The following is a 24,001-nucleotide window of genomic DNA, read 5'->3' as shown; positions in this document are numbered from 1 at the left end:
GAGTCTCTCCCATCGGGTGGCTGCTTTCGAGGGGGTAGACCGGGCCGCCGTCCCGAACTCATCGTCGGCCGGGACATTTCTTCGAAGAATTTTCCCTCTTCCGCTCTCACTGCACCAGAGGTACGGCCGCCAGCTCGGCCACGACCAGGGTGAGCGGGCCGAAGACGGTCAGCAGGACGCCGGCCCGCAGGGCAGCCGCCCCGCGGAGCAGCGTCGCGGGAGCGCCGAGGCGCAGCAGGGCGGCCGTGGTGTCGGCGCGGGTCTGCTTGGCCTCCACGGCGGCCGTGAGCAGCGTGGCCACGGTGCAACCGGTGACCAGGGTGACGCCGACGGCGGTGAGGGGACCGAAGGGCGGCGCGGCCGCCGCGCCGGACACGGGCGCCATGGCGTAGGCGGCGGACGCGGCGGCGCACACGATGCCGAGGGGACGGCCGATCCGGGTGGCCTCCTCCATCAGGACGCGGCCGGCCAGGAGACGCAGCACCCCGGGGCGCGCGGCCTGCAGGACCCGGCCGCACAGGTGGGTGAGGCCGGGGCCGGCCAGGGCCAGGCCCAGGGCGGTGAGCAGCCAGCCGATCACCAGGCCGGCGGGACCGGTGGGAAGCACGGGGGGCACGGCGAGCGCGGTGTCGGTCGGGGTGCGGCCGGCGTAGGACTCCACGGTGAGGCCCGCGGCGAGGACGGCGATGCCCCAGGGCAGCCCGACGGGGGGCTTGCGCACGGCCGGGGAGCCGATGAGGTGAGGGTCGAAGGCGGTCCGGTCCAGGCTCGTGGTCCGGACGGCGTCCGACGCGTGCGCCGGGCGGTGGGGTGCGCCCGCGTGCGAGGTGCCGTCGTCCGCCGCCTCGGCAGGACGGCCGTCGGCCGCCGCGGCGTCGCCGTGCGCGGACCCCGCGGGCCGGCCGTGCGACAGCGGCTCGGCCCGGCCCGCGGCCGACTGCGCCGGACCCGCGCCGTTCTTCGAGGTGCCGTTCGCCCCCGCGCCGCCCCGCCCCAGATGGGTGCCGAACCGCCCGTACGCCCCGAACGTCTCCCGCGGCCCCGGTCTGCCGTACGCCCCGAAACGCCGGTAGGACCCGCCGTGGGCCCGCGCACCGGTCGACACGGGGTTCTTGGGGCGCAGGGTCAGCGCCACCGCCGTCGACGCGATCGCCGGCACCAGCGCCAGCAGGGTCACCGTGGCCGGCACCGGCAAAGGGGTGTCGGCGGCCAGGAACTCCGCCGCGGCACCGTCGAAGGGCATGCCCGTCAGGTCACCGCGCAGATGGAGGAAGAACAGCAGGGCCAGCATCGAGCCGAGGGTGCAGGACAGGGCGGTGGTCGCCGCCGAGACGGCCATCAGACGGGCCGGGCCCAGGCCGATCGCCGAGAGCCCCGGCCGGGGCTGCGTGCCCGGGTCGGTGCGGGCCACCGCCACCGCGAAGTGGACCGTGGCGGCCAGTGGGGGAACGCACCAGGCCAGACGCAGGAGGGACGCGGCGGGGGAGTCCGCGTGGGACATGGCGTAGCCCAGGGCGCACAGCAGCAGGAAGCCGGTGCCCGCCGAGGCGGCCGCGACCAGCAGGCGGCGCAGCTGTACGGCGGGCCGGCCACCGCGGCTCAGACGGAGAGCGAGCACGCGGCCCGGCCTTCCGACTCGCCGACCGGGGGCAGGTGCACCGTGTTCACGCGCCGCCCGTCGAGGAGGGCGAGCGTGCGGTCGGCGAGGGGTGCCGCGTCCGCGTCGTAAGTGGCCAGGACGACGGTGATGCCGTGCGAGCGGGCCGCTGTGGTCAGGGTGCGCAACACCTGGATGCGGTCGGCGCGGTGCAGCGGGGCGGTCGGCTCGTCGGCGAACACGACCGTGGGCGAGGGGGCCAGCGCCCGGGCGATGCAGACGCGCTGGCGTTCGGCCTGCACCAGCTGGTGGGGGCGCTTACGGGCCACCTCGCCGACGTCCAGGCGCTCCAGCCACTCCAGCGCGACCGTCTTGGCGCGGCGACGGCTGGTGCCCCGCAGCATCAGGGGGAGGGCGGCGTTCTCCCAGACCTTCAGCTCCGGGACGAGGGTCGGGACCGGGTCGATCCAGCTGAAGCGGTCGCGGCGCAGCCGTTCACGGGCCGCCGCGTTCATCCTGTGCACGGGCACGCTGTTGAACCAGATCTCACCGCGGCCCGGCGCCGTCAGCCCGGACAGACACCGAAGGAGCGTGGTCTTGCCGCTGCCGCGCGAACCGATGACGGCGAGGACCTCGCCCTCCTGGACACCGAGCGAGACGCCGCTGAGAGCGGGCGAGCCGTCCTTGTAGGTGAAGTGCAGGGCGCGCGCCCAGAGCACGTCGTTGTCCGGCGGGGCCACCATGACGTACACCTCGCTTCTGATCCGTTTCCCGTACCTGATCCCCCGTGCGGGGGAACGAAGGCTCGGCCGATCGGTCACATGCACGCTAGGCAGCCGTCACCCGGACCCCGGACAGCACACGGCCCCGGGCCGCCGTTTCTCACTCGAACGGGCGGCACCGGGGCCGGTGTGATCATCCCTGAGGAAGATCGCGGTCGTGGACGGTCAGAGCTTCGTCCACGCCTCCGACAGCGTCGCGCGCAGGATCTGCTCGATCTCGTCGAACGTCCCCTGGTCGGAGATCAGCGGCGGGGCGAGCTGGACGACCGGGTCGCCGCGGTCGTCGGCACGGCAGTACAGGCCGTTCTCGTACAGCTTCTTGGAGAGGAAGCCGTACAGGACGCGCTCGGTCTCGTCGGCGTCGAAGGACTCCTTCGTCGCCTTGTCCTTGACCAGCTCGATGCCGTAGAAGAACCCGTTGCCGCGGACGTCGCCGACGATCGGAAGGTCGTACAGCTTCTCCAGCGTCGCGCGGAACGCGCCCTCGTTGTCGAGGACGTGCTGGTTGAGGCCCTCGCGTTCGAACAGGTCCAGGTTGGCCAGGCCGACGGCCGCGGAGACCGGGTGGCCGCCGAAGGTGTAGCCGTGCAGGAAGGTGTTGTCGCCCTTGTAGAAGGGCTCGGCGAGGCGGTCCGAGATGATGCAGGCGCCGATGGGGGAGTAACCCGAGGTCATGCCCTTGGCACAGGTGATCATGTCCGGGACGTAGCCGAACTTGTCGCAGGCGAACATCGTGCCGAGGCGGCCGAAGGCGCAGATGACCTCGTCCGAGACGAGCAGCACGTCGTACTGGTCGCAGATCTCGCGCACCCGCTGGAAGTAGCCGGGCGGCGGCGGGAAGCAGCCGCCGGCGTTCTGCACCGGCTCCAGGAAGACCGCGGCGACCGTGTCCGGGCCCTCGAAGAGGATCTGCTGCTCGATCTGGTCGGCGGCCCAGCGGCCGAAGGCCTCCGGGTCGTCGCCGAAGATCGGGGCGCGGTAGATGTTGGTGTTCGGGACCTTGTGGGCGCCGGGGACCAGCGGCTCGAACGGGGCCTTCAGGCCCGGCAGGCCGGTGATCGACAGGGCGCCCTGCGGGGTGCCGTGGTAGGCGACGGCGCGGGAGATCACCTTGTGCTTGGTGGGCTTGCCGACCAGCTTGAAGTACTGCTTGGCGAGCTTCCAGGCGGTCTCCACCGCCTCACCGCCGCCGGTGGTGAAGAAGACCTTGTTGAGGTCGCCCGGCGCGTGGTCGGCCAGACGCTCCGCGAGTTCGACCGCCTTCGGGTGGGCGTAGGACCAGACCGGGAAGAACGCCAGCTCCTGCGCCTGCTTGAAGGCGGTCTCGGCCAGCTCCACCCGGCCGTGCCCGGCCTGGACCACGAACAGGCCGGCGAGACCGTCGAGGTAACGCTTGCCCTTGTCGTCGTAGATGTAGGTGCCCTCGCCCCGGACGATGGTGGGGACGGGGGAGTTCTCGTACGAGGACATGCGGGTGAAGTGCATCCACAGGTGGTCGTACGCGGTCCTGCTGAGGTCCTGAGGGGTGTCGGTGCTCACGGTTATCGGGTCCTCACGGTCATCGGGTTCCCCACATGTAGGTCTGCTTCTTGAGCTTGAGGTAGACGAAGCTCTCGGTCGAGCGCACTCCGGGGACGGCCCGGATGCGCCGGTTGATGACCTCCAGGAGGTGGTCGTCGTCCTCGCAGACGATCTCCACCATCAGGTCGAAGGACCCGGCGGTCATCACCACGTACTCGCACTCGGACATGGCGGTCAGGGCGTCGGCCACGGACTCCACGTCGCCCTCGACGTTCACACCGACCATCGCCTGCCTGCGGAAGCCCACCGTGAGCGGGTCCGTGACGGCGACGATCTGCATCACGCCCTGGTCGAGCAGCTTCTGGACGCGCTGGCGCACGGCCGCCTCGGACAGGCCCACGGCCTTGCCGATCGCGGCGTACGGCCTGCGGCCGTCCTCCTGGAGCTGTTCGATGATGGCGAGGGAGACGGCGTCCAGCTGGGGACCGCCGCCGTTCCTGGACTCGCGGGAGTCCCTGTGCTCTGCGCTTCGACTGGCCACGACGTCACTCTGCACGACGTATCGACAGTTCCGCAAGGCCATGGCGATGAAATTCGTTGTTTACGCGACTGAGACCTGCGGATTTCGCAGGAGCGGGGCAAGTGGGGGTGTTGAAAACGTGGGTACGGCGATTAGGGTGGGTGTCTCAGAGAATGGACAGCTCGACCTGAAACAGGAGGCCGGCAGTGAGCACCGAGCTGGGACGGCTGCGCAAACTACGGAACTACATCGACGGTGAGTTCCGGGACGCCGCCGACGGACGGACCACCGAGGTGGTCAACCCCGCGACGGGCGAGGCGTACGCGACAGCGCCGCTGTCCGGGCAGGCGGACGTCGACGCCGCCATGGAGGCTGCTGCCCGGGCGTTCCCCGGCTGGCGTGACACGACCCCCGCCGAGCGCCAGAAGGCCCTCCTGAAGATCGCGGACGCGTTCGAGGAGCGCGCCGAGGAACTGATCGCCGCCGAGGTGGAGAACACCGGCAAGCCGGTCGGGCTCACCCGGTCGGAGGAGATCCCGCCGATGGTCGACCAGATCCGCTTCTTCGCGGGCGCGGCGCGGATGCTGGAGGGCCGCTCGGCCGGTGAGTACATGGAGGGCCTGACCTCGATCGTCCGCCGTGAGCCGGTCGGCGTCTGTGCGCAGGTCGCGCCCTGGAACTACCCGATGATGATGGCCGTGTGGAAGTTCGCCCCGGCCATCGCGGCGGGCAACACGGTCGTACTGAAGCCGTCGGACACGACTCCGGCGTCGACCGTCCTGATGGCCGAGATCATGGGCTCGATCCTGCCCAAGGGTGTCTTCAACGTCATCACCGGTGACCGCGACACCGGCCGCATGATGGTCGAGCACGAGATCCCGGCCATGGCGTCCATCACCGGTTCGGTGCGGGCGGGCATGCAGGTCGCCGAGTCGGCGTCGAAGGACCTCAAGCGGGTCCACCTGGAGCTGGGCGGCAAGGCGCCGGTCGTCGTCTTCGAGGACACCGACATCGCCAAGGCCGTCGAGGACATCTCCGTCGCGGGCTTCTTCAACGCCGGGCAGGACTGCACGGCCGCCTGCCGCGTCCTCGTCCACGAGGCGATCCACGACGAGTTCGTCACCGCGCTCGCGAAGGCCGCCGCCGACACCAAGACGGGGCAGCCGGACGACGAGGACGTCCTCTTCGGCCCGCTCAACAACCCCAACCAGCTCAAGCAGGTCGAGGGCTTCATCGAGCGGCTGCCGGCGCACGCGCGCGTGGAGGCCGGCGGCAAGCGGGTCGGCGACAAGGGGTACTTCTTTGCGCCGACCGTCGTCTCCGGCGTCAAGCAGGACGACGAGATCATCCAGAAGGAGGTCTTCGGGCCGGTCATCACCGTGCAGTCCTTCTCCGACGAGGCGCAGGCCGTCGAGTGGGCGAACGGCGTGGAGTACGCGCTCGCGTCGTCGGTGTGGACCAAGGACCACGGGCGCGCGATGCGGATGTCCAAGGCGCTGGACTTCGGCTGCGTGTGGATCAACACGCACATTCCGCTGGTCGCGGAGATGCCGCACGGCGGGTTCAAGAAGTCGGGCTACGGCAAGGACCTCTCGGCCTACGGCTTCGACGACTACACCCGGATCAAGCACGTGATGACGTCTCTGGACGTGTAGTCGCACTCGGGCGTCGCGGCCCCGGACGGTCAAGTGCCGTCCGGGGCCGCGGTGTTCCCCGGTGACAAGGTGTCCGCTCCGGGCCCCGGCGCTCGACACGGCGTCGATTGCCCGGCGACCGGGAACGGCTGCATGCTGCGGCCATGGCCCCTCCCTCGAAGAACCCGCTGCCGTCCCGCCGGACCGTGCTGCGGACGCTCGGCGCAGGCACGGTGCTGGGCGGGCTCGCGGGCTGCGGGGTGCCCGCCGCCTACGTGCCGCCCGCCGAGCGGGCCGCCGCCGATCACTCCGCCACCGAGAAGCGGCTCACCTGGTCGAACTGGCCCCTGTACATCGACACCGACGAAGCGGACGAAAGCCGGCGGCCGACGCTGGAGGCGTTCCGGCGGCGCACGGGCATCTCCGTCGAGTACGTCGAGGAGATCAACGACAACGACGAGTTCTTCGGCAAGCTCAGCCCCGCCCTGATGAACCGCCGGCGCACCGGCCGCGACCTCGTCGTCATCAGCGACTGGATGTGCGCCCGGTTCGTACGGCTGGGCTGGGTGCAGGAGATGGACCGGGCGAGGCAGCCGAACGTCACGAAGTACCTGGATCCGCTGCTGCGTTCGCCCGCCTTCGACCCGGGCCGCAGGTTCACCGTCCCCTGGCAGTCCGGCATCACCGGCATCGCCTACAACCGCCGCAGGCTGGGCCGCGAGATACGCCGCGTGTCCGAGCTGTGGGCGGGCGACCTCAAGGGCCGGGTGACGCTGCTGTCCGGCCTGGACGAGGCGTTCGCGCTGCTCATGCAGGGCAACGGCGTCGACATCACCCGGTGGGCGACGGACGACTTCCACACGGTCTGCGACCAGGTCGAACGGCAGGTGCGCAAGGGCCAGATCCGCCGCTTCACCGGCAACGACTACATCAAGGACCTCTCCAGCGGCGACGTGCTGGCCTGCCAGGCGTACTCCGGCGACGTCATCCAGCTCCAGGCGGACGACCCCGACATCCGCTTCGTGGTCCCCGAGGAGGGCGCCGAGCTGTGGTCGGAGTCCTTGATGATCCCCAACCTGGCCCGCCACAAGGCCAATGCCGAGCGGCTGGTCGACCACTACTACGAGCCCGAGGTCGCCGCGGAGCTGGCAGCGTGGGTCAACTACGTCTGCCCGGTCCCGGCCGCCCGGGACGTGCTGGCCTCCGCCAAGGACCAGGAGACGGCCGCCCTCGCCGAGGACCCGCTGATCTTCCCGGACGCGGCGATGCGTGAGCGCCTCGCCGTCGCACGGGACATCACCCCCGGGGAGCGGGCGGTCCTCGCCGATCGGTGGAACGCGATCGCGGGGCTGTAGCCGTTCGCAGGGCGGCTGTGACCGGGATGGCCGGTGTCCCCACGTCAGGACGGGGTGAGCCGGCGCGGTCAGGTCGCGCCGCCCTGTCTCACCCCCCGCACGTCCCGCGGTAGGCGTACCCCGGCAGCAGCCGTCGCCACCGCTGGCGGTCGACCGGCCCCACCACGCCGCACAGGTCCGCCACCCGGTCGGCGATGTCCGGGTCCCACAGCCTGACCGTGCCGTCGTTGCCGGCGCTGGCGACCGTCCTGCCGTCCGGGCTGTACGCGACGCTCCACACCGCCCGGGTGTGCCCGGTCAGCGTGGCGACGAGCCGGTGCCCCCGGGGGTCCCACAGCCGTACCGTGCGGTCGTTGCCGCTGCTGACGAGGGAGTTGCCGTCGGGGCTGAAGGCCAGGCCCCGTACCGAGCCGGTGTGCCGGGCGAGCTGGGCCGTCACGCGGGCCCGGGCCACGTCCCACACGCGGACGACACCGTCGTTGCCGCTGCTGGCGAGGGTGCGTCCGTCGGGGGCGAAGGCGACGGCGCGTACCGAGCCGCCGTGGGCGGTCAGGACGGTTGCCGGGCGGGCACCCGACACCGTCCACAGGCGCAGGGTGAGGTCGTCGCCGCCGCTGACGAGCGTGGCGCTGTCGGCGCTGAAGGCCAGGCAGTTCACGAAGTCGGTGTGCCCGGTGAGCACTTCGGCGGCGGGCGTCCTCGCCGGGATGCCGGTGGCCGACATCCGCCACAGCCGCACCGTGCGGTCGGCGCTCGCCGAGGCCAGCCAACGGCCGTCCGGGCTGAACGCCACGTCGAACACGGCACGGGTGTGCCCGGTGAGTACGACGGGGGCGGCGCCCTCTCCCGCCGTGACGGGCCACAGCCGTACGGTGTGGTCCGCGCCGGCCGAGGCGAGCCACCGGCCGTCCGGGCTGAACGCCACCGAGTAGGCGGCGCCGCTGTGGCCGGTCAGGGTGCGGATGCCGGTACGGCGTGCCACGTCCCAGAGCTGGACGGAGCCGTCCGTCGCCGCCGAGGCGAGCAGGCGTCCGTCGGGGCTGAAGCCGGCCGTCCACAGCTCGTCGACCGGGTAGCCGGCGAGCGTGTGGCCGGTGAGGTCCCACAGGGCGACGGTGCCGTCGAATCCCGCCGTCGCCAGCAGGTCGCCGTCCGCCGCGACGGCGATCACGTAGTCGGTGTGCCCGGAGAGCGTGTCGATCGCGCGGTGGGTGTGGACGTCCCAGCGGACGATCGTGCCGTCGCCCCCGGCGGAGACCACCGTGTGGCCGCCGGGCCCGAAGGCGAGCCCGTTCACATCGTCGTCGTGGCCCGACAGAACGGCGCTCCGGCGGAGTGCCGCCGGGTCCCACAGCCGTACGGTGCGGTCCGCGCCGCCGGAGGCGAGGACCCGGCCGTCGGTGCTGAACGCCACGGCGAGGGCGTCCCCGCTGTGCCCCCGCAGGACGCCGTTCCCGCGGTGGGTGCGCGGATTCCACAGCCGTACGGTGCGGTCGGCGCCCGCACTGGCCAGCCGGGATCCGTCGGGGGCGTACGCCAGCGCGAGAACGTCGTCGGTGTGGCCCTTCAGCAGGGCTGTCTGCCGCCGGGTCCTGATGTCCCACAGCCGTACCGTGCCGTCCTTGCCGGCGGAAGCCAGGGAACGTCCGTCGGGTGCGAAGGCCACGGCGCGGACCGGGCCCCGGTGGGCTGTCAGTACGGCGGTCTGGCGCCGGTCGGACACCGACCAGAGCCTGATCGTCGCGTCCGAACCGGCCGAGGCGAGGGTGCGTCCGTCCGGCGAGAAGGCCACGGAGCGCACGGGCGCCCGGTGGCCGGTCAGCGTCCCCGCGACGCGCCGGGTCCGGGTGTCCCACAGCCGTACGGTGCCGTCGGAACTGGCCGACGCCAGCAGCCGTCGCCCCAGGCCGAAGACCACGCCGTTCACCGGTCCCCGGTGGCCGGTGAGACGGCCGGCGAAGGCGTTGGCCTGGGTACTGAGCAGCGCGCTGCGCGCCTCCGTGGTGGGCGCGGTGCGGAAGGCGGACTCGGCCAGCAGCATCGAGGCCTCCGGGTGCCCGAACGCCAGTTGGGCGGAGCGGGCCGCCATGGCCTGGGACGTGGCCGTCCTGCGCTGCTCGTCGGCGGAGATGCGCTGCTGGAGAACCGTTCCGCCGGCGAGGAGGGCCAGGGCGAGCAGCACGGCGAGGACGACGAGTCCGGTCCGCTGCTGACGGACCCGGCGCCGCGCCATACGCCGGCGCAGGTCCTCCTCGTGCTCGGAGGCGCGCAGGAAGTCGGTCTCCACGGGGGCCGGCACACTGTCCCGGCCGCTGGGACCGGCCGCCCATTCCCGGGCCGCCGTCAGCCGCGCCCCGCGGTAGAGGAGTCCCGGGTCGCGGTTCTCGCGGTCCCATTCCCGGGCGGCGGCGCCCAGTTGCTGGTGCACGAGCAGATCGGCGCGCGTCGTGTGGATCCAGGTGCGCAGCCTCGGCCACGCTCGCAGCAGCGCCTCGTGCACCAGCTCGACGCGGTCGGCGTCCACGGTCAGCAGCCGGGCCGTCACCAGGGTGTCGAGGGTGGCACGCGCGGCTGCGGGATCGGGCAGCCCGGCGAGCAGGTCGGAGGTGGTGCGCGGTCTCCGGGAGGCCTCGTTGTCCTCCCCGACGCGCACCAGCCGCAACAGCAGCCTGCGGGCGGCGTCCTGCCGGGCCGGTGACAGCGCGGCGAACAGGTTCTCGGCGGCGGTGGCGACGGAGCCGTGAATCCCGCCCGTCGCCAGGTACCCCGCCACGGTCATGGTGGAGCCGGCGCGCCGCTGCCAGGTCTCCCGCAGGGCGTGCCCGAGCAGCGGAAGCACCCCGGGCCGCCCGCCGGGTACGGCCGTGTCCGGGCCGCTGCCGGCGGACGCGGCGGGGGTGTCGACCGCTCCCAGGTCGCGCAACAGCAGCTCGACCAGGCCCGGTTCCAGGCCCGTCCCGCTCGCCCTGGCCGGACGTACGATGCACTCCCGCAGTTCGTCCGCGGTCATCGCGCCCAGCGCGAACAGCCCGTCGCTGACGACCGGAACGAGGGTCGGGTGCTCCAGACAGCGCCCGGTGACATCGGCGCGCACCCCGAGGACGACGGCGAACGTGCCCTCGTCGGCACCCGGTTCGCCGTCGCCCGTGGTCGCCAGTGTCGTGAGCGCCTCGATGTAGGACCGGCGTTCCGCCTCGTCGTCGCAGAGGGTGAAGACCTCCTCGAACTGGTCGACGATGATGACGCCGCCGCCGTGGCGCGCTCGGACGGTCGTGGTGGCGGTCGTGGTGGCGGTCGTGGTGGCGGTCGTGGCGGCCCAGGAGCGCAGGGCCGTCACCAGTCGGTCCGCCCGCTCGTCGGGCGGGCCCTCGTCGTGCAGATGGTCCAGCAGACCGGCGGGCAGGGCGGTGCGCAGTGCCTGCCGGAGGGCGGACAGAGGGTGCGCGGTGGGGGTGCACATGACACTGGAGAAGGCGCCGCCGACGTCCTCGGGGTGTTCGGCGAGAGCGGGTACGAGCCCTGCCCCCAACAGCGAGGACTTGCCGGCCCCGGAGAGCGCCACGACGGCCACCGGTCCCTTGCCGAACCGCTGGCCGAGACGCTCGACGAGCACCGCGACGGCCCGCTCCCGGCCGAAGAACCGGCCCGCGTCGGACGGACCGAACGCGGACAGCCCCGGGTAGGGGCTGTCCTCTCCGTCGTCCCCCGCCTGCCCCTGGTCCCCCTCGCTCAGGGCGGGCGGCAGCAGGGCGAGCAGCGCGCCGTCGGCCTCCAACGCCTCGTCGCACAACCGCGCGACGTCGCGGTTGACGGGCTTTCGGCCCGTCTCGATCTTGCTCAGATAGCCCTTGCTGTAGTGCGTGATCCGGGCCAGGTCCGTCAGCGAGAGGCCGCGTTCCACGCGCAGTTCGCGCAGCGCGGCGCCGAAGGACGCATGCGGAGGCCGCCGTCGGGTGACGGCGGCCGGCGAGTGCGCGGACCCGCCGTCCCTGTGGTCCATGAGTGGTGTTGCCCCCGAGGCCGACGGCGTGGTGGATCGCCGTTCTGTGCCGCCGAGTGGTCAGGTCGGCGGGCGTGGTCTGGGGGATGTTACGCATGGGACAGGGACGGCGGTTCTTCGGCGTGACGCGAAGTGACGTGTGTCACACGGGCTTGCGGCGTCGGCCGGTGCGGCCGGTCAGGAAGCGCCCCGGGGCACGCAGTTGCGGACTCCGTCCAGCCACGCGTCCCCCCGCATGTAGATGTTGCTGATCCAGCCCTGGTACTCGGGGAGATACGACCAGACGTCGTTGGTGTACCCCTCGGCCGTGACCGACTCCGCGTGCTTCTGGCAGGAGACCGCCACCCCGGTCGGACCGGAGAGCCGGGTCACGACACCCGCGCTGGTGGAGGGAGTGCTCCGGATCGTCACCCCGGTGCCCCAGGTGCTGTGGGCGTGCGCGCCGACCGGGGTCGCCGTGCCCCTGCCGTCGCAGGCCGGGACACCCGCGAGCCAGGCGTCACCCCGCATGTAGATGTTGGTGATCCAGCCGCCGTACTGCGGAAGATAGGACCAGGCGTCGTTGGTGTACCCCTCGGACGTCACGGTCTGGGCGCGCATCTGGCAGCTGACGGCGACCGAGGTCGGACCGGCCAGCCGGGCGACGGTGGTCCCGTTGGTGGTGGACGGCTGGGAACGGATCGCCACGCCCGTGCCCCAGGTGCTGTGCGCGCCGCCCTGGGTGGCGTTGCCGCCCCCGCCGGGGCCGATCTCCGAGTCGTGGTCGGCGCCGGAGCAGGTGGGCACCTCCGGCAGCCAGGCCGGTCCCTTGAGGAAGATGTTGCTGATCCAGCCACCGCGGTTGGACAGATACGTCCAGGCGTCGTTGGTGTAGCCCTCGGCGGTGACGCGCTCCCCGCGCTGCTGGCACTTGGCGTACACGATGTCCGGTCCCGACAGCCGGGTCACCAGGGCCGACGAGAGGTTGGGGTGCCGGCGTACGGCGACGTCGGTGCCCCAGGTCACCTGGAGCGTGCCTTCGTAGCCCGTGGGCTCCGTGAACGGGCTGCCCTGGGGCATCCGCGTGACGCCGGCCAGACGGTTTCTGTCGATGCGGGACTCGATGTCGATCACACGGATCGGCTTCTGCGACTCCCAGGCCTCGACGACGTAGCCGTCCCCGAGGTAGAGCATCACGTGGCTGATGTCCTGCACCTTGCCGCCGACCGCGGTGAACACCAGGTCGCCGGGCTCCATGTCGGACACGGCCGGCTTGCCGCCGCCGACGCCCTTGACCTGCTGGTACGTCCGCCCCGCGTTGACGTACATCTGATAGGCCGTGCCTCCGCCGAGGATGTCGCGCCCGGTCGCCTTGTACCAGGCCCAGCGTGCGAAGCCCGAGCAGTCGAAGCCGCGGGTCTGGGGGTCGAGCGCGGTCTGCTCGAACGCCTCCCAGCTGCTGCGGTCCCAGGTGCCGTAACTCTGGCCCGGCGCCGGTCCGTGACCGCCGCCCCATGTGTACAGCGTGCGCGCACGCCATTCCGCGCAGGCCGCGTCCACGGCGCGGCGCGCCTCGGGCGAGGCGATGCCCTGCACGGCGCACCAGTTCTGCTCTCCCGTGCCGGCCGCCTGTGCGGCGGTCGTCGGGAGGAGGGCCAGGAGGAGTGCCGTCACCAATGTGGCGACCAGCCCCGCTCCCCGGCGCAGTGTTCTCATCCGGTTCTCCTCTCGCGGCCGTGCCACGGTGTCGTGGCGCCGACAGTCCGGACCGCGTTCGATAAGGCCCCCGTGTGGCTCAGGGGAAGCAAGCAGGACTCACCGTGGCCTCGGCGGACGGACGAGGACCAGGGGTTTCCTGTTGCCTCTTGGCGTGATCACCGGGAAACCCCTGTCCCATCCCCCGTTCCGGCCGGCTCAGCCGCGCCAGATCTTGATGTGACTCACCGCGTCGTTGAGGGTGTCGCCGACGTAGGACACGGAACGGCTGCTGAAGGATCCGTTGCCCCGCGGGCCGCTCAGGAACGACCGGGTGCAGCCGCCGTCGAGGAGGAACGACGACAGATGCGTCGACCAGTAGTTGTTCGGGCTGAAGCTGTAGCCCGCGGAGTCGCAGGGCCCGGCGCCGCCGTAGACCTTGGTGTACGTGCCGCCGTAGTCGGCGTGCTCGGCCCAGGTCATGAGCTCCGTCTGCGCCGCGGCGCGCGGCACGGCCGCCGCGGCCCGGGCCGAGGCGCCGGCGCCCGTGAAGCACTTGTGCGAGCTGACGGCGGAGACGCTCTCGCCGGTCTTCACCTCGTCCAGGACGAGGACGCAGTGGGTCGTCGTGGCGGCGGGCGCGGTGCCGGTCGCGAGTGCGGGGCTGCACACGGCCAGCACACAGGCGGCCGACGCGAGGGCGAGAGCGGTACGGGGCAGGTTCACGCGCAGGTTCACCCGGTTCTCCAGAGGTGCGTCACGGACGTCGTTCGGGGACGGGACGGGGACGAAGGCGGGGAGGAAGGCGGGGACGGAGGCGCGGCCGGGCGCCGGCCTACCACCACGGCTCCGTGCAGTGGATGCCGGAGCGGGTCGAACCGCAGGCACGGAACTTCCAGTTGGGGTCGTTGCTGGTGCGCTGCGCCGCGCTCGTCTTGTTCTCGCCGTTGCGCGAGGTGAACGGGCCGCACTGGATCCAGGTCCGGCCGCCGTCCCGGGTCCAGTCCATCCACACCTGGTTGCCCGGCTGCACGTCACCGGCGATGAGGGCCCAGCCGCGCTGGACGCCGCGGATGTTGCCGTACTGCAGGCTAATGTTGATGCCCTCGGAGTACAGCGTCACCTGGCGGGCCGTGGTGTCGTAGGCGTTGTCGGAGATGTCGATGAAGCCGTTCCTGCCGCCCTCGCAGTCCGACGCGGCGGCCTGCGCGCCGCTCGCCGGCCCGAAGAGCGTCATTCCGCCGGCGAGCAGCACCGCGGCGGTCGTGGCGGAGAAGCCCTTGCGTTTCCTACTGGTCACTGGCCCAGCCCCTTGCGTGAGTAGCGATGGGTTCGACGCGGCTCACGTTGTCGTCGGGGACGTACGGCGACCAGGGGTTTCCCGGGGATTTCCCGTTGCCCGCGCGTTGGGAAACGGCGAGCGGCGCACCGCGATGACGGCACGGCGGTCAGGGGGGCAGGACGAGACGCGCAGCCCGGCGACGCGGGCCGGCACCCGGCGGCGCGGGAGGCGGCCCACCGCAGGGCCGGCCGGCCGCGGTCAGGTGCGTCAGAGGTAGGACCGGCGATGCACGGCCGTGCGCCCCACCGTGGCCGCCAGTTTGCGCACTCGGCGCCAGTCCAGACGGGGGCCGCGCTGCGGGACGCCGGGGCGGTGGCGGGGGACGCGAACGCGCAGGGCGCCGGGGACGACGCGGCAGTGGACGGGGGCGGGCAGGACGAGGGCCTCGCCGTCGACGCCGGCCTCGATCTGCGGGCGGTCGGCCTCGATGACCACCTCGGTCGCGGTGAGGATGGTGAGGCCGCCCGGCGCGGAGTCCAGCAGGAGCGCGGCGGCCTCGGCGGCGTTGTCCACCCTGATGCCGAGCACACCGAGGACTGCGGCGTCGAGACGGTCACGGCGGCCGAGCCCGAAGGGGTCGTCGGTGCGGTAGGGGTTGTTGCTGACCAGCACGGCGTGCGGGTGGGTGAGCGTCTTGCCGCCCGCGTGGGCGGTCAGCAGCGGCCCTTGCTGCCGGGTGAGCAGGTCGGGCAGCAGCTCCAGACTGGTACCGATCTTGTCGTCGCGGTAGCCGGGGCTCTGCACGATGGCCGCGTACGCCCCGAAGGAGGCGTTGTTGACGAAGGGCCGGTCCCCGGCGAAGCCGAGGTCGACGCGGAGTTCCACACCGTCGGTCAGCGCGTCCAGGCAACTCGACGGGTCTTCGCGGTCGAGGCCCAGGTCCATGGCGAAGTGGTTGCGGGTGCCCGCGCTGATCACCAGGAACGGTATGTCGTGCTCGGCGGCGACCGCCGCGACCAGCGCCTGGGTGCCGTCACCGCCCGCGACGCCCAGCAGGTCGGCCCCGTCGGCCACGGCCTTGCGGGCGAGGGCGGTGACGTCCTGGTGCTGGTCCGGGTCGAGCAGGATCACGTGCGCGCCGAGCCGTTCGGCCTTCTCCTTGAGAGCGAAACGGCCCACCTTCCCGCCGCCCGAGCGCGGATTCATGATCAGGTACGGGCGCAGAGCCCGTGCGGCCTTCCGCTCCCGCATCACGCGCACCCGGGGGCTGCCGGTGCCCTGCAGCGCGTGCCGGCCGCTCCAGACGGCCACCGCCCACAACGCCACCGACGTCGGCAGTGCCCAGGACAGGGTGGCCGCGAACAGGGCGACCAGGGCGGCCGGCAGCGCCACGGCCAGAGCGGCCGCGACCCAGCGGACCGGGCCGCGAAGGGTGAGGGTCCACCACGCGGCCACCGCGCTGAGGCCCAGTCCGGCGGCGCCGGCCACCAGCAGCAGGACACCGCCGATCCCGCCGTAGGCGAGCGGCACGAGCAGCGCGAGCGCCGCCGCGGCCAACGCCGTCCGCGCCGCCCACCGCTGTTCACGGTAGGCCCGATCGCTCAGGTCCAAGCCCATGACTCCTCCGTCCGCCGCGGACATCGTAGGGCCGGCCCATGAAGGGCGGGACGGCGGAGGCGGGAAGGGCCGACGCGGCAAGGGGCGAGGCGGGAGGGGCCAAGGAGCGCCCGGACGGCCCCGGAACCATTTTTGAACATGTTCAACGGCAGGCGTACGCTACCCCGCATGAGCGACAGAGCCGCCCTGCTCAAGGGCATCCGCGTCTGGCTGGTCTTCTTCGTCGTCTGCCTGGTGCTCAGCGGTGCCACGGCCTTCCCCCTCGTCCACGAACTGCGCTGGACCGAGGACCTGTTGCGCGGCCTGTCCGCACCGGAGCACCTCCCCGGCCTCATGGACTGGATCGAGCGGGTCCGGCGCGGCCTCGACGCCGCCGACGCCGACCACCCCTTCCTCCTCTACGGCACCGACTGGCTTGCCTTCGCCCACCTCGTGATCGCGGTGGCCTTCTACGGCCCCTACCGCGACCCGGTCCGCAACATCTGGGTCGTCGAGTTCGGGATGATCGCCTGCGCGGGCATCGTCCCGCTCGCCCTGATCTGCGGACCCGTCCGCGGCATCCCCTTCTGGTGGTCGGTGATCGACATGGCGTTCGGCGTCTTCGGGGTGATCCCGCTGTACGTCGTGCGCAAGAAGATCAAGCGGCTGGAGGCGCTGACCCGGTCGCCCGCGCCCCCGGCCGCCGTCGCCGTCAGCGGTTGAACGCGGGGAAGGCGAAGCGCCTGGCGATGGCCTCGCCGTCGCCGCGGGCGTCGGTGGAGTTGACCGAGTAGACCACCGTGCGGGACAGGTTGCGGGTGGCCGCCACGACCGTGTGGTAGCCGGGCCGGGATCCCGTCTTGGCCCAGACCTTCGTGCCGTTCACCTCGAACGGCACGAAGGGCGCGGCCATCGTGGCGTCCGGGACGTCCGGCACCGCGAACATCTCCTTCAACTGCGGTTCGGGCACCACCCGCCCGCGGAACACCCCCACCAGCAGCCTTTCGAGGTCCGCGGTCGTCGAGATCATGTCCCCCGCGGCCCATCGGTCGGACATGTTCCAGTCGGTCACGTCCGTCAACTCGCCGTCGATCCGCTCGTACCCCCGGTTGTGCGGACCGTGGACACGGGGGTCGGGGCCGTCGGGGAACGAGGTGTGCCGCATGCCGAGCGGCCGGAAGATCCGTACGGCCGCCTGATGGGCGTACGAGTCGCCGGTGACCTTCTCTATCAGCATGGCGAGCACCGTGTAGTGGATGTTGCTGTAGCGCTGGTGCTCACCGGGGCCGTGGTCGGGGTCCGGGCCCTTGGCGACCGACGCGGCGACGACCTCCTCGGGGGTCAGCGTCTCGAAGCGGTGCGGGTACATCTCCTCGGTGGTGTCACCGAGCGACGCCCCGGGCTGGAGCCCGCTGGTGAAGTTCAGCAACTGCCGTACGGTGATGGGCTCGAACTCCTCGGTCAGCAGTCCGGGCAGGTACTCCTGCACCGTGCCGTCCAGGGAGATCCGCTTCTCGGCGGCGAGTTGCAGCGCGATCGCCGCGGTCACGACCTTCGTCGTCGAACCGGCACGGAACCGGGCGTTCTCCAGCGCCGGGGCCCCGGTCCTCAGGTCCCGCACCCCGGCCACCCCGTGCCAGCTCCCCTTGCCGCCGACGCGGACCAGCGCGGCCGTCGCGTCCTTGTCGGGCAGTCCGGCGAGCGCGGCACACAGGGCCTTGACGTCGGGTCCTTCCTTCGGGGCCGCCTCGATCGCCTGCGCGCCGCACGACGAGGACGCGGGCCGCGCGGAGGCCGTCCCCGCCAGCGGCAGCGCCGTGAGGGTCAGGACCAGCGCGGAGGTGAGGAGGGCGGGCAGGGGGCGTACGGGCATCAACTGCTCCTGAAGTCGACGGGATGTGCGGTGCGAGCGTCCGGTGGACGGTGCGTGATCATCGTCGCGTCGGCCCCGGGCCGGCCGAATCATCAGCGGGGAGGGGCTTCGCCCCTGGGGTGTCCCGGAGCAAGTGCTGCGCCGGGCAAGGGTGTTGTCAGGGATCGCCCGTACGGGCCGCGGAGGGACACGGCCCGTGCCGCGGAGGGACACGGCCCGCGCCGCGGAGGGACACCGCGGGGCCGGTGGTGGAGCGTGCCGTCAGGGAAAGTGTTATCGCCGCCCCCTTCGCCGCGTCTCCACTCCGGAAACGGAAGCGTGACGCTCAGCGGACAGGGCTACCCGGTACGGCCCTTCGCAGGGCGCCGTCCGCTGCGGCCTGGTCCGCGACGACGGCGAGGACACCGCCCCGGTCCCGCAGTACGTGACCCGGGGGACACCGGCCGACCCGGCCACGGTGCCTCAGCGCTCGCGCGTGTAGCGGTCCCGTGGCCCTGACCAGGTGGTGCGCAGGCCGAGCAGGACGTCGACACGGTTCGTCGTGATCGAGTCGACCCCGAGGCCCAGCAGCCGGCGCATGGAGCGGCGGGTGTCCGGGGTCCAGACGGACAGCAGGTGGCCGCCGCGGTGGACGCGCTCGGCGAGCGCCCGGTCGACCAGCCCGAAGCGGTAGTTGAGCCAGCGCGGGCGTACCGCGTCCAGCAGTACCGGGCGCGGCGGGGCCAAGGTCGTCCAGGTCAGGGCGATCTCGGCGGCCGGGTCGGCGGCCCGCACCGCGAGCATGGCGGGAGCGCCCGCGCAGTAGTAGACGCGGTCCTGTGCACCGCACTCGCGCACGACGTCCACCACCCGCCGGGCGGCCCTCACATCGGGCGTACCCGGCAGGTCGAGCATCACCCGGCTCCCGCCGCACGCCGCCAGCGCCTCCCGCAGCGTCGGCACCCCGCCCGCCGTCAGCCCCCGCACCTCGGCCGCCGACAGCGCCAGCAGCGGCCGGTCCTGCTCCCACAGCCGCTTCAGCGTCCCGTCGTGCAACAGCACCGGCACGCCGTCCCGGGTGAGCCGTACGTCGATCTCCACCGCGTCCGCGCCGAGTTCGAGCGCGGAGCGCAGCGAGTCCAGCGTGTTCTCGCGGACGCGGTAGGGGTCGCCTCGGTGGGCGACGGCGGTCACGTTCTGCATGGGGACATTGTGGTGGCCCGGGTGGGCTCAGCCGGCGAGCCAGTCGGCGGTGTAGGTCTCGATCTCGGCCGCGATGCGAGCCTTGCCGGGCTCGTCGAGGAACGACGCGTCCACGGCGTTCCTGGCGAGGTCGGCCAGGCCCCGCTCGTCCAGGTCGAGCAGGCGGGCGGCGACCGCGTACTCGTTGTCGAGGTCGGTGCCGAACATGGGCGGGTCGTCGGAGTTGATGGTGACGATGACTCCCGCCTCGACGAACTCCTTCACCGGGTGCTCGTCGATCAGGCTGACCGCGCGCGTGGCGATGTTGGAGGTGGGGCACACCTCCAGCGGGATCCGGTGCTCGGCCAGGTGCGCGAGCAGCTTCGGGTCCTGCGCCGAGCTGGTGCCGTGCCCGATGCGCTCGGCACGCAGATGGGTGAGGGCGTCCCAGACCGTCTCCGGGCCGGTGGTCTCGCCGGCATGCGGCACGGAGTGCAGGCCGGCGGCGATCGCGCGGTCGAAGTACGGCTTGAACTGCGGCCTCGGCACGCCGATCTCGGGCCCGCCGAGCCCGAAGGAGACCAGGCCCTCCGGGCGCAGCCGGTCGTCGGTGGCGAGCCGTGCGGTCTCCTCGGCGGCCTCCAGGCCGGCCTCGCCGGGAATGTCGAAGCACCACCGCAGGACGGTTCCGAGATCGGCCTCGGCCGCCTTGCGGGCGTCCTCGATCGCTGCCATGAAGGCGCCCGCCTCGATGCCGCGGCGCGTGGAGGAGAACGGTGTGATGGTCAGCTCGGCGTAGCGCACCTGCTGGCGGGCGAGGTCGCGGGCCACCTCGTAGGTCAGCAGCCGTACGTCCTCCGGGGTGCGGATCAGGTCCACGACGGACAGGTACACATCGATGAAGTGGGCGAAGTCCGTGAACGTGAAGTAGTCGACCAGGGCCTCGGGGTCGGTGGGAACCTTGGAGTCGGGGTGGCGGGCGGCCAGTTCCGCGACGATGCGGGGGGAGGCGGAGCCGACGTGGTGGACGTGCAGTTCGGCCTTGGGCAGTCCGGCGATGAACGCCTTCAGATCGCGCGGGGTGTGCGGGTCGACGAGACGGTCGGTCAAGGTTCCTCCCCGGGAACGGCGTCCTGGGCCGGGTGTACCGGCGGCGGGACGCGGGTGATCGGCTGATCGGTGACTCGGGATCATCGTAGGCCGGGACGGCGGGGCCCGAGCCGGGGCCTTAGCATGACGGCACGTACGACTGAGGGGGTCCTGCGCATGTCCGACGACGAACGGACACCGAAAGCGCCGGACGTACCGGGGGATCGGGGGGTTCTGGGGTGACGGGGGATACGGGGTCGTCGGAGGAGGCGGCCGCAGCGGGGGCGGCTTCGCCGCGGGACGGTACGGGGGAGGCGCCGAAGACGTCGTTGGACAAGAAGCCGGAGGGCTCGCGGGGCGGAGCGGTGCCGGGTGAACCGGAGCCGCGTCCCGAGGCGGATCTCCGGGCGCTCCCACGGATGAGCGGGCCGGCACCTTCCGGCACGGCCCCCGAACCCGCCGCCCCCCACGACGCCGGGCACACGATGGCCTCGCAGCAGCCGCCGTCCTGGGCCGCGCCTTCCGTGCACGACCAGCAGACGGTCACGTCCATGCCGTCCACGGACGTGCCGCCCACACCGCGGGACGCCGTACCGTCGGCCTCGCCCTGGACGCATCCGTCGGCGGGACCGGGCATGACGGCCCCGCCGCAGGGTTCGGCGTCGAACCCGTTCGCGCCTGAGGGGTCGGTGTCGGCGACTCCGCACGGCTCACCGACCAACCCGTTCGCGCCTCCGGGGTCGGTGTCGGCGACTCCGCACGGCTCACCGACCAACCCGTTCGCGCCTGAGGGGGCGACGTCCGCGACTCCGCACGGCTCACCGACCAACCCGTTCGCGCCTCCGGGGCCGGTGTCGGCTACTCCGCACGGCTCACCGAGCAACCCGTTCGCGCCTCCGGGGCCGATGCCGGCGACGGCCCACGGCTCACCGGCCAACCCCTTCGCGCCCCCGGTGGCGCCGGGCCCCTACGTGGCTCACGGGGAGCCCGTCCCTCCGCCGCCGATCGGACCGGAGGGGCCCGGCCAGATCCCGTACGGCTATCCCGGCGGGCAGGGCTACCCGCCGGGGCCGCCGAACGCCGGGGGCTACTACGGCTGGCCCGGTCTGCAGCCCCTGCCGAACAACGGGATGGGCACGGCCGGGCTCGTGCTCGGGATCATCTCGGCGGTGATCTTCTGCCTGTGGCCGGTGGCGATCGTCGTGGGCATCCTCGCCCTGATCTTCGGGACGATCGGGCGGGTCAAGGCGAGCCGGGGCGAGGCGACCAACCCCGGCCAGGCCCTGGCCGGCATCATCTGCGGCGCGGCCGGTGTGGTCCTCGGGCTGGGGATGCTGGCGCTGGTGATCTCGACTGCGTTGTAGCCATACCGGCACCGAGTGCCTGAGGCCGCGCTGCCACCGAGTGCCTGAGGCCGCGCTGCCACCGAGTGCCTGAGGCCGCGCCTGCCACCGGTGCCTGAGGCCCGCGTGCCACCGAGCCCCTGAAGCCCCACCTGCCATCGAGCCCCTGAGCCCCACCTGCCACCCAGCCCCCGAAGCCCCACCTGCCACCCAGCCCCCAAGGCCCCACTTCCCAGCGAGCCCCCCGGGGCCTCACCCCGTACCCTGCCCCTACCCCCGCAACCGCTCCCGCGCCTCCATCAACGCGAACCCGAGCAGGTTGGGACCCCGCCACCGCTCGGGATCCCCCGCCCCGTCGTCCCGGGCCGCGAGCCCGATCCCCCACACCCGGTCCACCGGCGACGCCTCCACCAGCACCCGGTCACCCGTGCGCAGCAGGAACTCCCGCAGATCGGGGTGCGCGGCGAACTTGTGGACCGACCCCTCGACGACGATCCGGAACCGCTCGCGCTCCCACACCGCGTCGTCGAACCCGCGCACCAGCCGCCCGGCCTTCTTCGCCACCGACGGATGGTCGGCGTCCAGCACCCGCCGCTCCGCCTCCGCGTCCCCGAACAGCCGGGCCTTCTCGGCCATCATCCAGTGCTCGGCCGTCGCGTACGTGAGCCCCTCCACCGTGAACGGCGACGGCCACCACTGGCTCAGGCAGCTCGCGCCCACCCGGCCGTCGGGCAGCGGCCGGTGCCCCCAGAAGTGCAGATACCTGACCCTCGCCCCCGTGCGGACCTCCCGGATCAGGACGTCCCAAGAATCGATCTTCGCCATGCCTCCGAGCATGGCACGCACCACCGACATTCCGTCCTGCGTTTTCGCGGCCCACTCGACACCTGGTCGACAGATTCCGTTGCGTAACCAAAAGGCAACAACGGAATCACTTGTTGGTGCCGCCCCTCTCTGTCAGGATCGGCACTCAAATCGAGCCTGAGCCACGCCGGCCCCATCTCGGGGACACGGAGGAGAGCGACATGCAGAACCCGGGCACCGCCACCCCGGAACGATTCCCGGCCCAGGACCGCTTCGCGGACGGCGCGCAGTACATCGCGGGCCGCCCGGTGAAGGGGACCTCGGGACGTACCCACGCCGTCGTCGACCCTGCCACGGGCGAGGAGGTGTACCGGTACGACCTGGCCGGCGTTGATGACGTGGACGCCGCCGTCGCCGCCGCGTGCGAGGCCTTCCCCGGCTGGGCCGGGGCCACTCCGGGGGAGCGCTCCGACGCGCTGCACCGCTTCGCCGCCGTCCTGGCCGAGCGCGCCGAGGACTTCGCCCGCGCCGAGTCCCTGCAGTGCGGAAAGCCGCTGAAGCTGACCCGTGAGTTCGACGTGCCGGGCACCATCGACAACACCGCGTTCTTCGCGGGAGCCGCCCGGCACCTTCAGGGGCAGTCCGCCGGCGAGTACTCCGGCGACCACACCTCCTACGTCCGCCGCGAGCCCATCGGCGTCGTCGGCTCCATCGCGCCCTGGAACTACCCCCTCCAGATGGCCGCCTGGAAGATCCTCCCGGCGATCGCCGCGGGCAACACCATCGTGCTCAAGCCCGCCGAGCTCACCCCGCTCACCTCGCTGCTCTTCGCCCAGGCCGCCACCGACGCCGGGATCCCGGACGGTGTCGTCAACATCGTCACCGGGACCGGGAAGGAGGCCGGTGAGCACCTGGTCGGGCACCCCGGGGTGGCCATGACCTCCTTCACCGGCTCGACCGCCGTCGGCAAGCGCGTCGCCGAGATCGCGACCGCCACCGTGAAGCGGATCCACCTGGAGCTGGGCGGCAAGGCTCCCTTCGTCGTCTTCGACGACGCCGACATCGAGGCCGCCGCCCAGGGCGCCGTCGCCGGCTCGCTCATCAACAGCGGGCAGGACTGCACGGCCGCCACGCGCGCGTACGTGCAGCGACCGCTGTACGAGGAGTTCGTCGAGCGGACGGCCGCCCTCATGCGGAGCGTCCGGCTCGGTGACCCGTTCGCTCCGGGTACCGACCTCGGGCCGCTGATCTCGCACGTCCAGCGTGACCGGGTCGCCGGGTTCGTCGACCGTGCGCGTGCCTACGCGCGCGTCGTCACCGGCGGTGAGGCGCCCCAGGGTGATCTCGGGAACGGCGCGTACTATCGGCCCACCCTCGTGGCCGACGCGCCCCAGGACAGCGAGATCGTCCAGTGCGAGATCTTCGGGCCGGTTCTGGTCGTCCTGCCGTTCGACAGTGACGACGAGGGGATCGCGCTCGCCAACGACACCCCCTACGGACTCGCCGCCTCCGCCTGGAGCCGGGACGTCTACCGGGCGAACCGGGCCACCCGTGAGATCAAGGCGGGCTGCGTCTGGATCAACGACCACATCCCGATCATCAGCGAGATGCCGCACGGCGGCTACAAGGCGTCCGGCTTCGGCAAGGACATGTCAGCGTACTCCTTCGACGAGTACACCCAGATCAAGCACGTCATGTTCGACAACACCGCGGTGGCCAGGAAGGACTGGCACCGCACCGTCTTCGGGGACCGATAGCCAGATCAGGCGG

General features: G+C 72.3%; 18 protein-coding genes. 5 read left to right on the top strand and 13 right to left on the bottom strand.

Annotation, left to right across the window (positions count from 1 at the left end; translation table 11 throughout):
- Nucleotides 1-106 precede the first annotated feature (106 nt).
- The 4 genes from ACWCPI_RS22835 to ACWCPI_RS22820 all read right to left on the bottom strand — a co-directional run bounded on the left by ACWCPI_RS22835 (nucleotide 107) and on the right by ACWCPI_RS22820 (nucleotide 4,456).
- Nucleotides 107-1,618 (bottom strand): hypothetical protein, encoded by a 1,512-nt coding sequence (locus ACWCPI_RS22835; protein WP_451039846.1) that lies wholly within the window; start codon nucleotides 1,616-1,618, stop codon nucleotides 107-109.
- Nucleotides 1,600-2,340, bottom strand: a complete 741-nt coding sequence (locus ACWCPI_RS22830) for an ABC transporter ATP-binding protein (protein ID WP_451039845.1) — start codon at nucleotides 2,338-2,340, stop codon at nucleotides 1,600-1,602. The genes ACWCPI_RS22835 and ACWCPI_RS22830 overlap by 19 nt, the downstream gene beginning before the upstream one ends.
- Nucleotides 2,341-2,544: 204 nt before the next feature.
- The gene (locus ACWCPI_RS22825; protein ID WP_451039844.1) at nucleotides 2,545-3,918 is read right to left on the bottom strand and encodes an aspartate aminotransferase family protein; all 1,374 of its coding nucleotides are present in this window, start codon (nucleotides 3,916-3,918) and stop codon (nucleotides 2,545-2,547) included.
- A gap of 19 nt (nucleotides 3,919-3,937) precedes the next feature.
- Complete coding sequence (locus ACWCPI_RS22820) at nucleotides 3,938-4,456, bottom strand: Lrp/AsnC family transcriptional regulator (RefSeq protein WP_019754642.1); 519 nt, start codon at nucleotides 4,454-4,456, stop codon at nucleotides 3,938-3,940.
- Between the two features lie 170 nt (nucleotides 4,457-4,626).
- Between ACWCPI_RS22820 and ACWCPI_RS22815 the strand changes: the two genes are divergently transcribed.
- Together ACWCPI_RS22815 and ACWCPI_RS22810 are read left to right on the top strand one after the other, a co-directional pair.
- A complete protein-coding gene (locus tag ACWCPI_RS22815) occupies nucleotides 4,627-6,075 on the top strand; it encodes a gamma-aminobutyraldehyde dehydrogenase (protein ID WP_451039843.1) in 1,449 nt (482 codons plus the stop codon).
- Between the two features lie 143 nt (nucleotides 6,076-6,218).
- Nucleotides 6,219-7,409, top strand: a complete 1,191-nt coding sequence (locus ACWCPI_RS22810) for an ABC transporter substrate-binding protein (RefSeq protein ID WP_451039842.1) — start codon at nucleotides 6,219-6,221, stop codon at nucleotides 7,407-7,409.
- A gap of 88 nt (nucleotides 7,410-7,497) precedes the next feature.
- On the opposite strand, the gene ACWCPI_RS22805 is transcribed toward ACWCPI_RS22810, so the two are convergent.
- The 5 genes from ACWCPI_RS22805 to ACWCPI_RS22785 all read right to left on the bottom strand — a co-directional run bounded on the left by ACWCPI_RS22805 (nucleotide 7,498) and on the right by ACWCPI_RS22785 (nucleotide 15,982).
- A complete protein-coding gene (locus tag ACWCPI_RS22805; RefSeq protein ID WP_451039841.1) occupies nucleotides 7,498-11,409 on the bottom strand; it encodes an nSTAND1 domain-containing NTPase in 3,912 nt (1,303 codons plus the stop codon).
- 177 nt (nucleotides 11,410-11,586) lie between these two features.
- Nucleotides 11,587-13,104 carry an NlpC/P60 family protein gene (locus ACWCPI_RS22800; protein ID WP_451039840.1) on the bottom strand — a complete coding sequence of 506 codons (1,518 nt, stop codon included), beginning with the start codon at nucleotides 13,102-13,104 and terminating at the stop codon, nucleotides 11,587-11,589.
- A 198-nt stretch (nucleotides 13,105-13,302) separates the two neighbouring features.
- The gene (locus ACWCPI_RS22795) at nucleotides 13,303-13,821 is read right to left on the bottom strand and encodes a hypothetical protein (RefSeq protein ID WP_451039839.1); all 519 of its coding nucleotides are present in this window, start codon (nucleotides 13,819-13,821) and stop codon (nucleotides 13,303-13,305) included.
- 97 nt (nucleotides 13,822-13,918) lie between these two features.
- Nucleotides 13,919-14,383, bottom strand: coding sequence for a hypothetical protein (locus ACWCPI_RS22790; RefSeq protein ID WP_451039838.1), 465 nt, complete (start codon nucleotides 14,381-14,383; stop codon nucleotides 13,919-13,921).
- 249 nt (nucleotides 14,384-14,632) lie between these two features.
- Nucleotides 14,633-15,982, bottom strand: a complete 1,350-nt coding sequence (locus ACWCPI_RS22785; protein WP_451039837.1) for a diacylglycerol/lipid kinase family protein — start codon at nucleotides 15,980-15,982, stop codon at nucleotides 14,633-14,635.
- Nucleotides 15,983-16,150: 168 nt separating this feature from the next.
- Here ACWCPI_RS22785 and ACWCPI_RS22780 point away from each other — a divergent pair, with 168 nt between their 5' ends.
- The gene (locus ACWCPI_RS22780; RefSeq protein ID WP_451039836.1) at nucleotides 16,151-16,684 is read left to right on the top strand and encodes a hypothetical protein; all 534 of its coding nucleotides are present in this window, start codon (nucleotides 16,151-16,153) and stop codon (nucleotides 16,682-16,684) included.
- Here the strand turns inward: ACWCPI_RS22780 and ACWCPI_RS22775 are convergent.
- The 3 genes from ACWCPI_RS22775 to ACWCPI_RS22765 all read right to left on the bottom strand — a co-directional run bounded on the left by ACWCPI_RS22775 (nucleotide 16,674) and on the right by ACWCPI_RS22765 (nucleotide 20,105).
- Nucleotides 16,674-17,834, bottom strand: coding sequence for a serine hydrolase domain-containing protein (locus ACWCPI_RS22775; RefSeq protein WP_451039835.1), 1,161 nt, complete (start codon nucleotides 17,832-17,834; stop codon nucleotides 16,674-16,676). The genes ACWCPI_RS22780 and ACWCPI_RS22775 overlap by 11 nt on opposite strands.
- Before the next feature lie 462 nt (nucleotides 17,835-18,296).
- Nucleotides 18,297-19,016: a glycerophosphodiester phosphodiesterase gene (locus ACWCPI_RS22770; RefSeq protein ID WP_451039834.1), complete on the bottom strand. Its 720-nt coding sequence runs from the start codon at nucleotides 19,014-19,016 to the stop codon at nucleotides 18,297-18,299.
- Nucleotides 19,017-19,043: 27 nt separating this feature from the next.
- Nucleotides 19,044-20,105 carry an adenosine deaminase gene (locus tag ACWCPI_RS22765; protein WP_451039833.1) on the bottom strand — a complete coding sequence of 354 codons (1,062 nt, stop codon included), beginning with the start codon at nucleotides 20,103-20,105 and terminating at the stop codon, nucleotides 19,044-19,046.
- A gap of 398 nt (nucleotides 20,106-20,503) precedes the next feature.
- Between ACWCPI_RS22765 and ACWCPI_RS22760 the strand changes: the two genes are divergently transcribed.
- Nucleotides 20,504-21,448 carry a hypothetical protein gene (locus ACWCPI_RS22760; protein ID WP_451039832.1) on the top strand — a complete coding sequence of 315 codons (945 nt, stop codon included), beginning with the start codon at nucleotides 20,504-20,506 and terminating at the stop codon, nucleotides 21,446-21,448.
- A gap of 249 nt (nucleotides 21,449-21,697) precedes the next feature.
- On the opposite strand, the gene ACWCPI_RS22755 is transcribed toward ACWCPI_RS22760, so the two are convergent.
- A complete protein-coding gene (locus tag ACWCPI_RS22755; protein WP_451039831.1) occupies nucleotides 21,698-22,282 on the bottom strand; it encodes an NADAR family protein in 585 nt (194 codons plus the stop codon).
- 170 nt (nucleotides 22,283-22,452) lie between these two features.
- Between ACWCPI_RS22755 and ACWCPI_RS22750 the strand changes: the two genes are divergently transcribed.
- Nucleotides 22,453-23,988, top strand: coding sequence for a gamma-aminobutyraldehyde dehydrogenase (locus ACWCPI_RS22750; RefSeq protein WP_451039830.1), 1,536 nt, complete (start codon nucleotides 22,453-22,455; stop codon nucleotides 23,986-23,988).
- Nucleotides 23,989-24,001 lie beyond the last annotated feature (13 nt).

The sequence above is a fragment of the Streptomyces sp. NPDC001920 genome (assembly GCF_053594495.1).
The sequence above is the reverse complement of the archived record's forward strand: the minus strand, read 5'-3'. Positions and strand labels throughout refer to the sequence as shown.

Excerpts from the sequence above, each read along its gene's own strand:
- ACWCPI_RS22830 (WP_451039845.1), bottom strand. The coding sequence starts at position 2,340 with ATGGTGGCCCCGCCGGACAACGACGTGCTCTGGGCGCGCGCCCTGCAC.
- ACWCPI_RS22810 (WP_451039842.1), top strand. The coding sequence starts at position 6,219 with ATGGCCCCTCCCTCGAAGAACCCGCTGCCGTCCCGCCGGACCGTGCTG.
- ACWCPI_RS22805 (WP_451039841.1), bottom strand. The coding sequence starts at position 11,409 with ATGGACCACAGGGACGGCGGGTCCGCGCACTCGCCGGCCGCCGTCACC.
- ACWCPI_RS22800 (WP_451039840.1), bottom strand. The coding sequence starts at position 13,104 with ATGAGAACACTGCGCCGGGGAGCGGGGCTGGTCGCCACATTGGTGACG.
- ACWCPI_RS22785 (WP_451039837.1), bottom strand. The coding sequence starts at position 15,982 with ATGGGCTTGGACCTGAGCGATCGGGCCTACCGTGAACAGCGGTGGGCG.
- ACWCPI_RS22780 (WP_451039836.1), top strand. The coding sequence starts at position 16,151 with ATGAGCGACAGAGCCGCCCTGCTCAAGGGCATCCGCGTCTGGCTGGTC.
- ACWCPI_RS22775 (WP_451039835.1), bottom strand. The coding sequence starts at position 17,834 with ATGCCCGTACGCCCCCTGCCCGCCCTCCTCACCTCCGCGCTGGTCCTG.
- ACWCPI_RS22770 (WP_451039834.1), bottom strand. The coding sequence starts at position 19,016 with ATGCAGAACGTGACCGCCGTCGCCCACCGAGGCGACCCCTACCGCGTC.
- ACWCPI_RS22760 (WP_451039832.1), top strand. The coding sequence starts at position 20,504 with ATGAGCGGGCCGGCACCTTCCGGCACGGCCCCCGAACCCGCCGCCCCC.
- ACWCPI_RS22755 (WP_451039831.1), bottom strand. The coding sequence starts at position 22,282 with ATGTCGGTGGTGCGTGCCATGCTCGGAGGCATGGCGAAGATCGATTCT.
- ACWCPI_RS22750 (WP_451039830.1), top strand. The coding sequence starts at position 22,453 with ATGCAGAACCCGGGCACCGCCACCCCGGAACGATTCCCGGCCCAGGAC.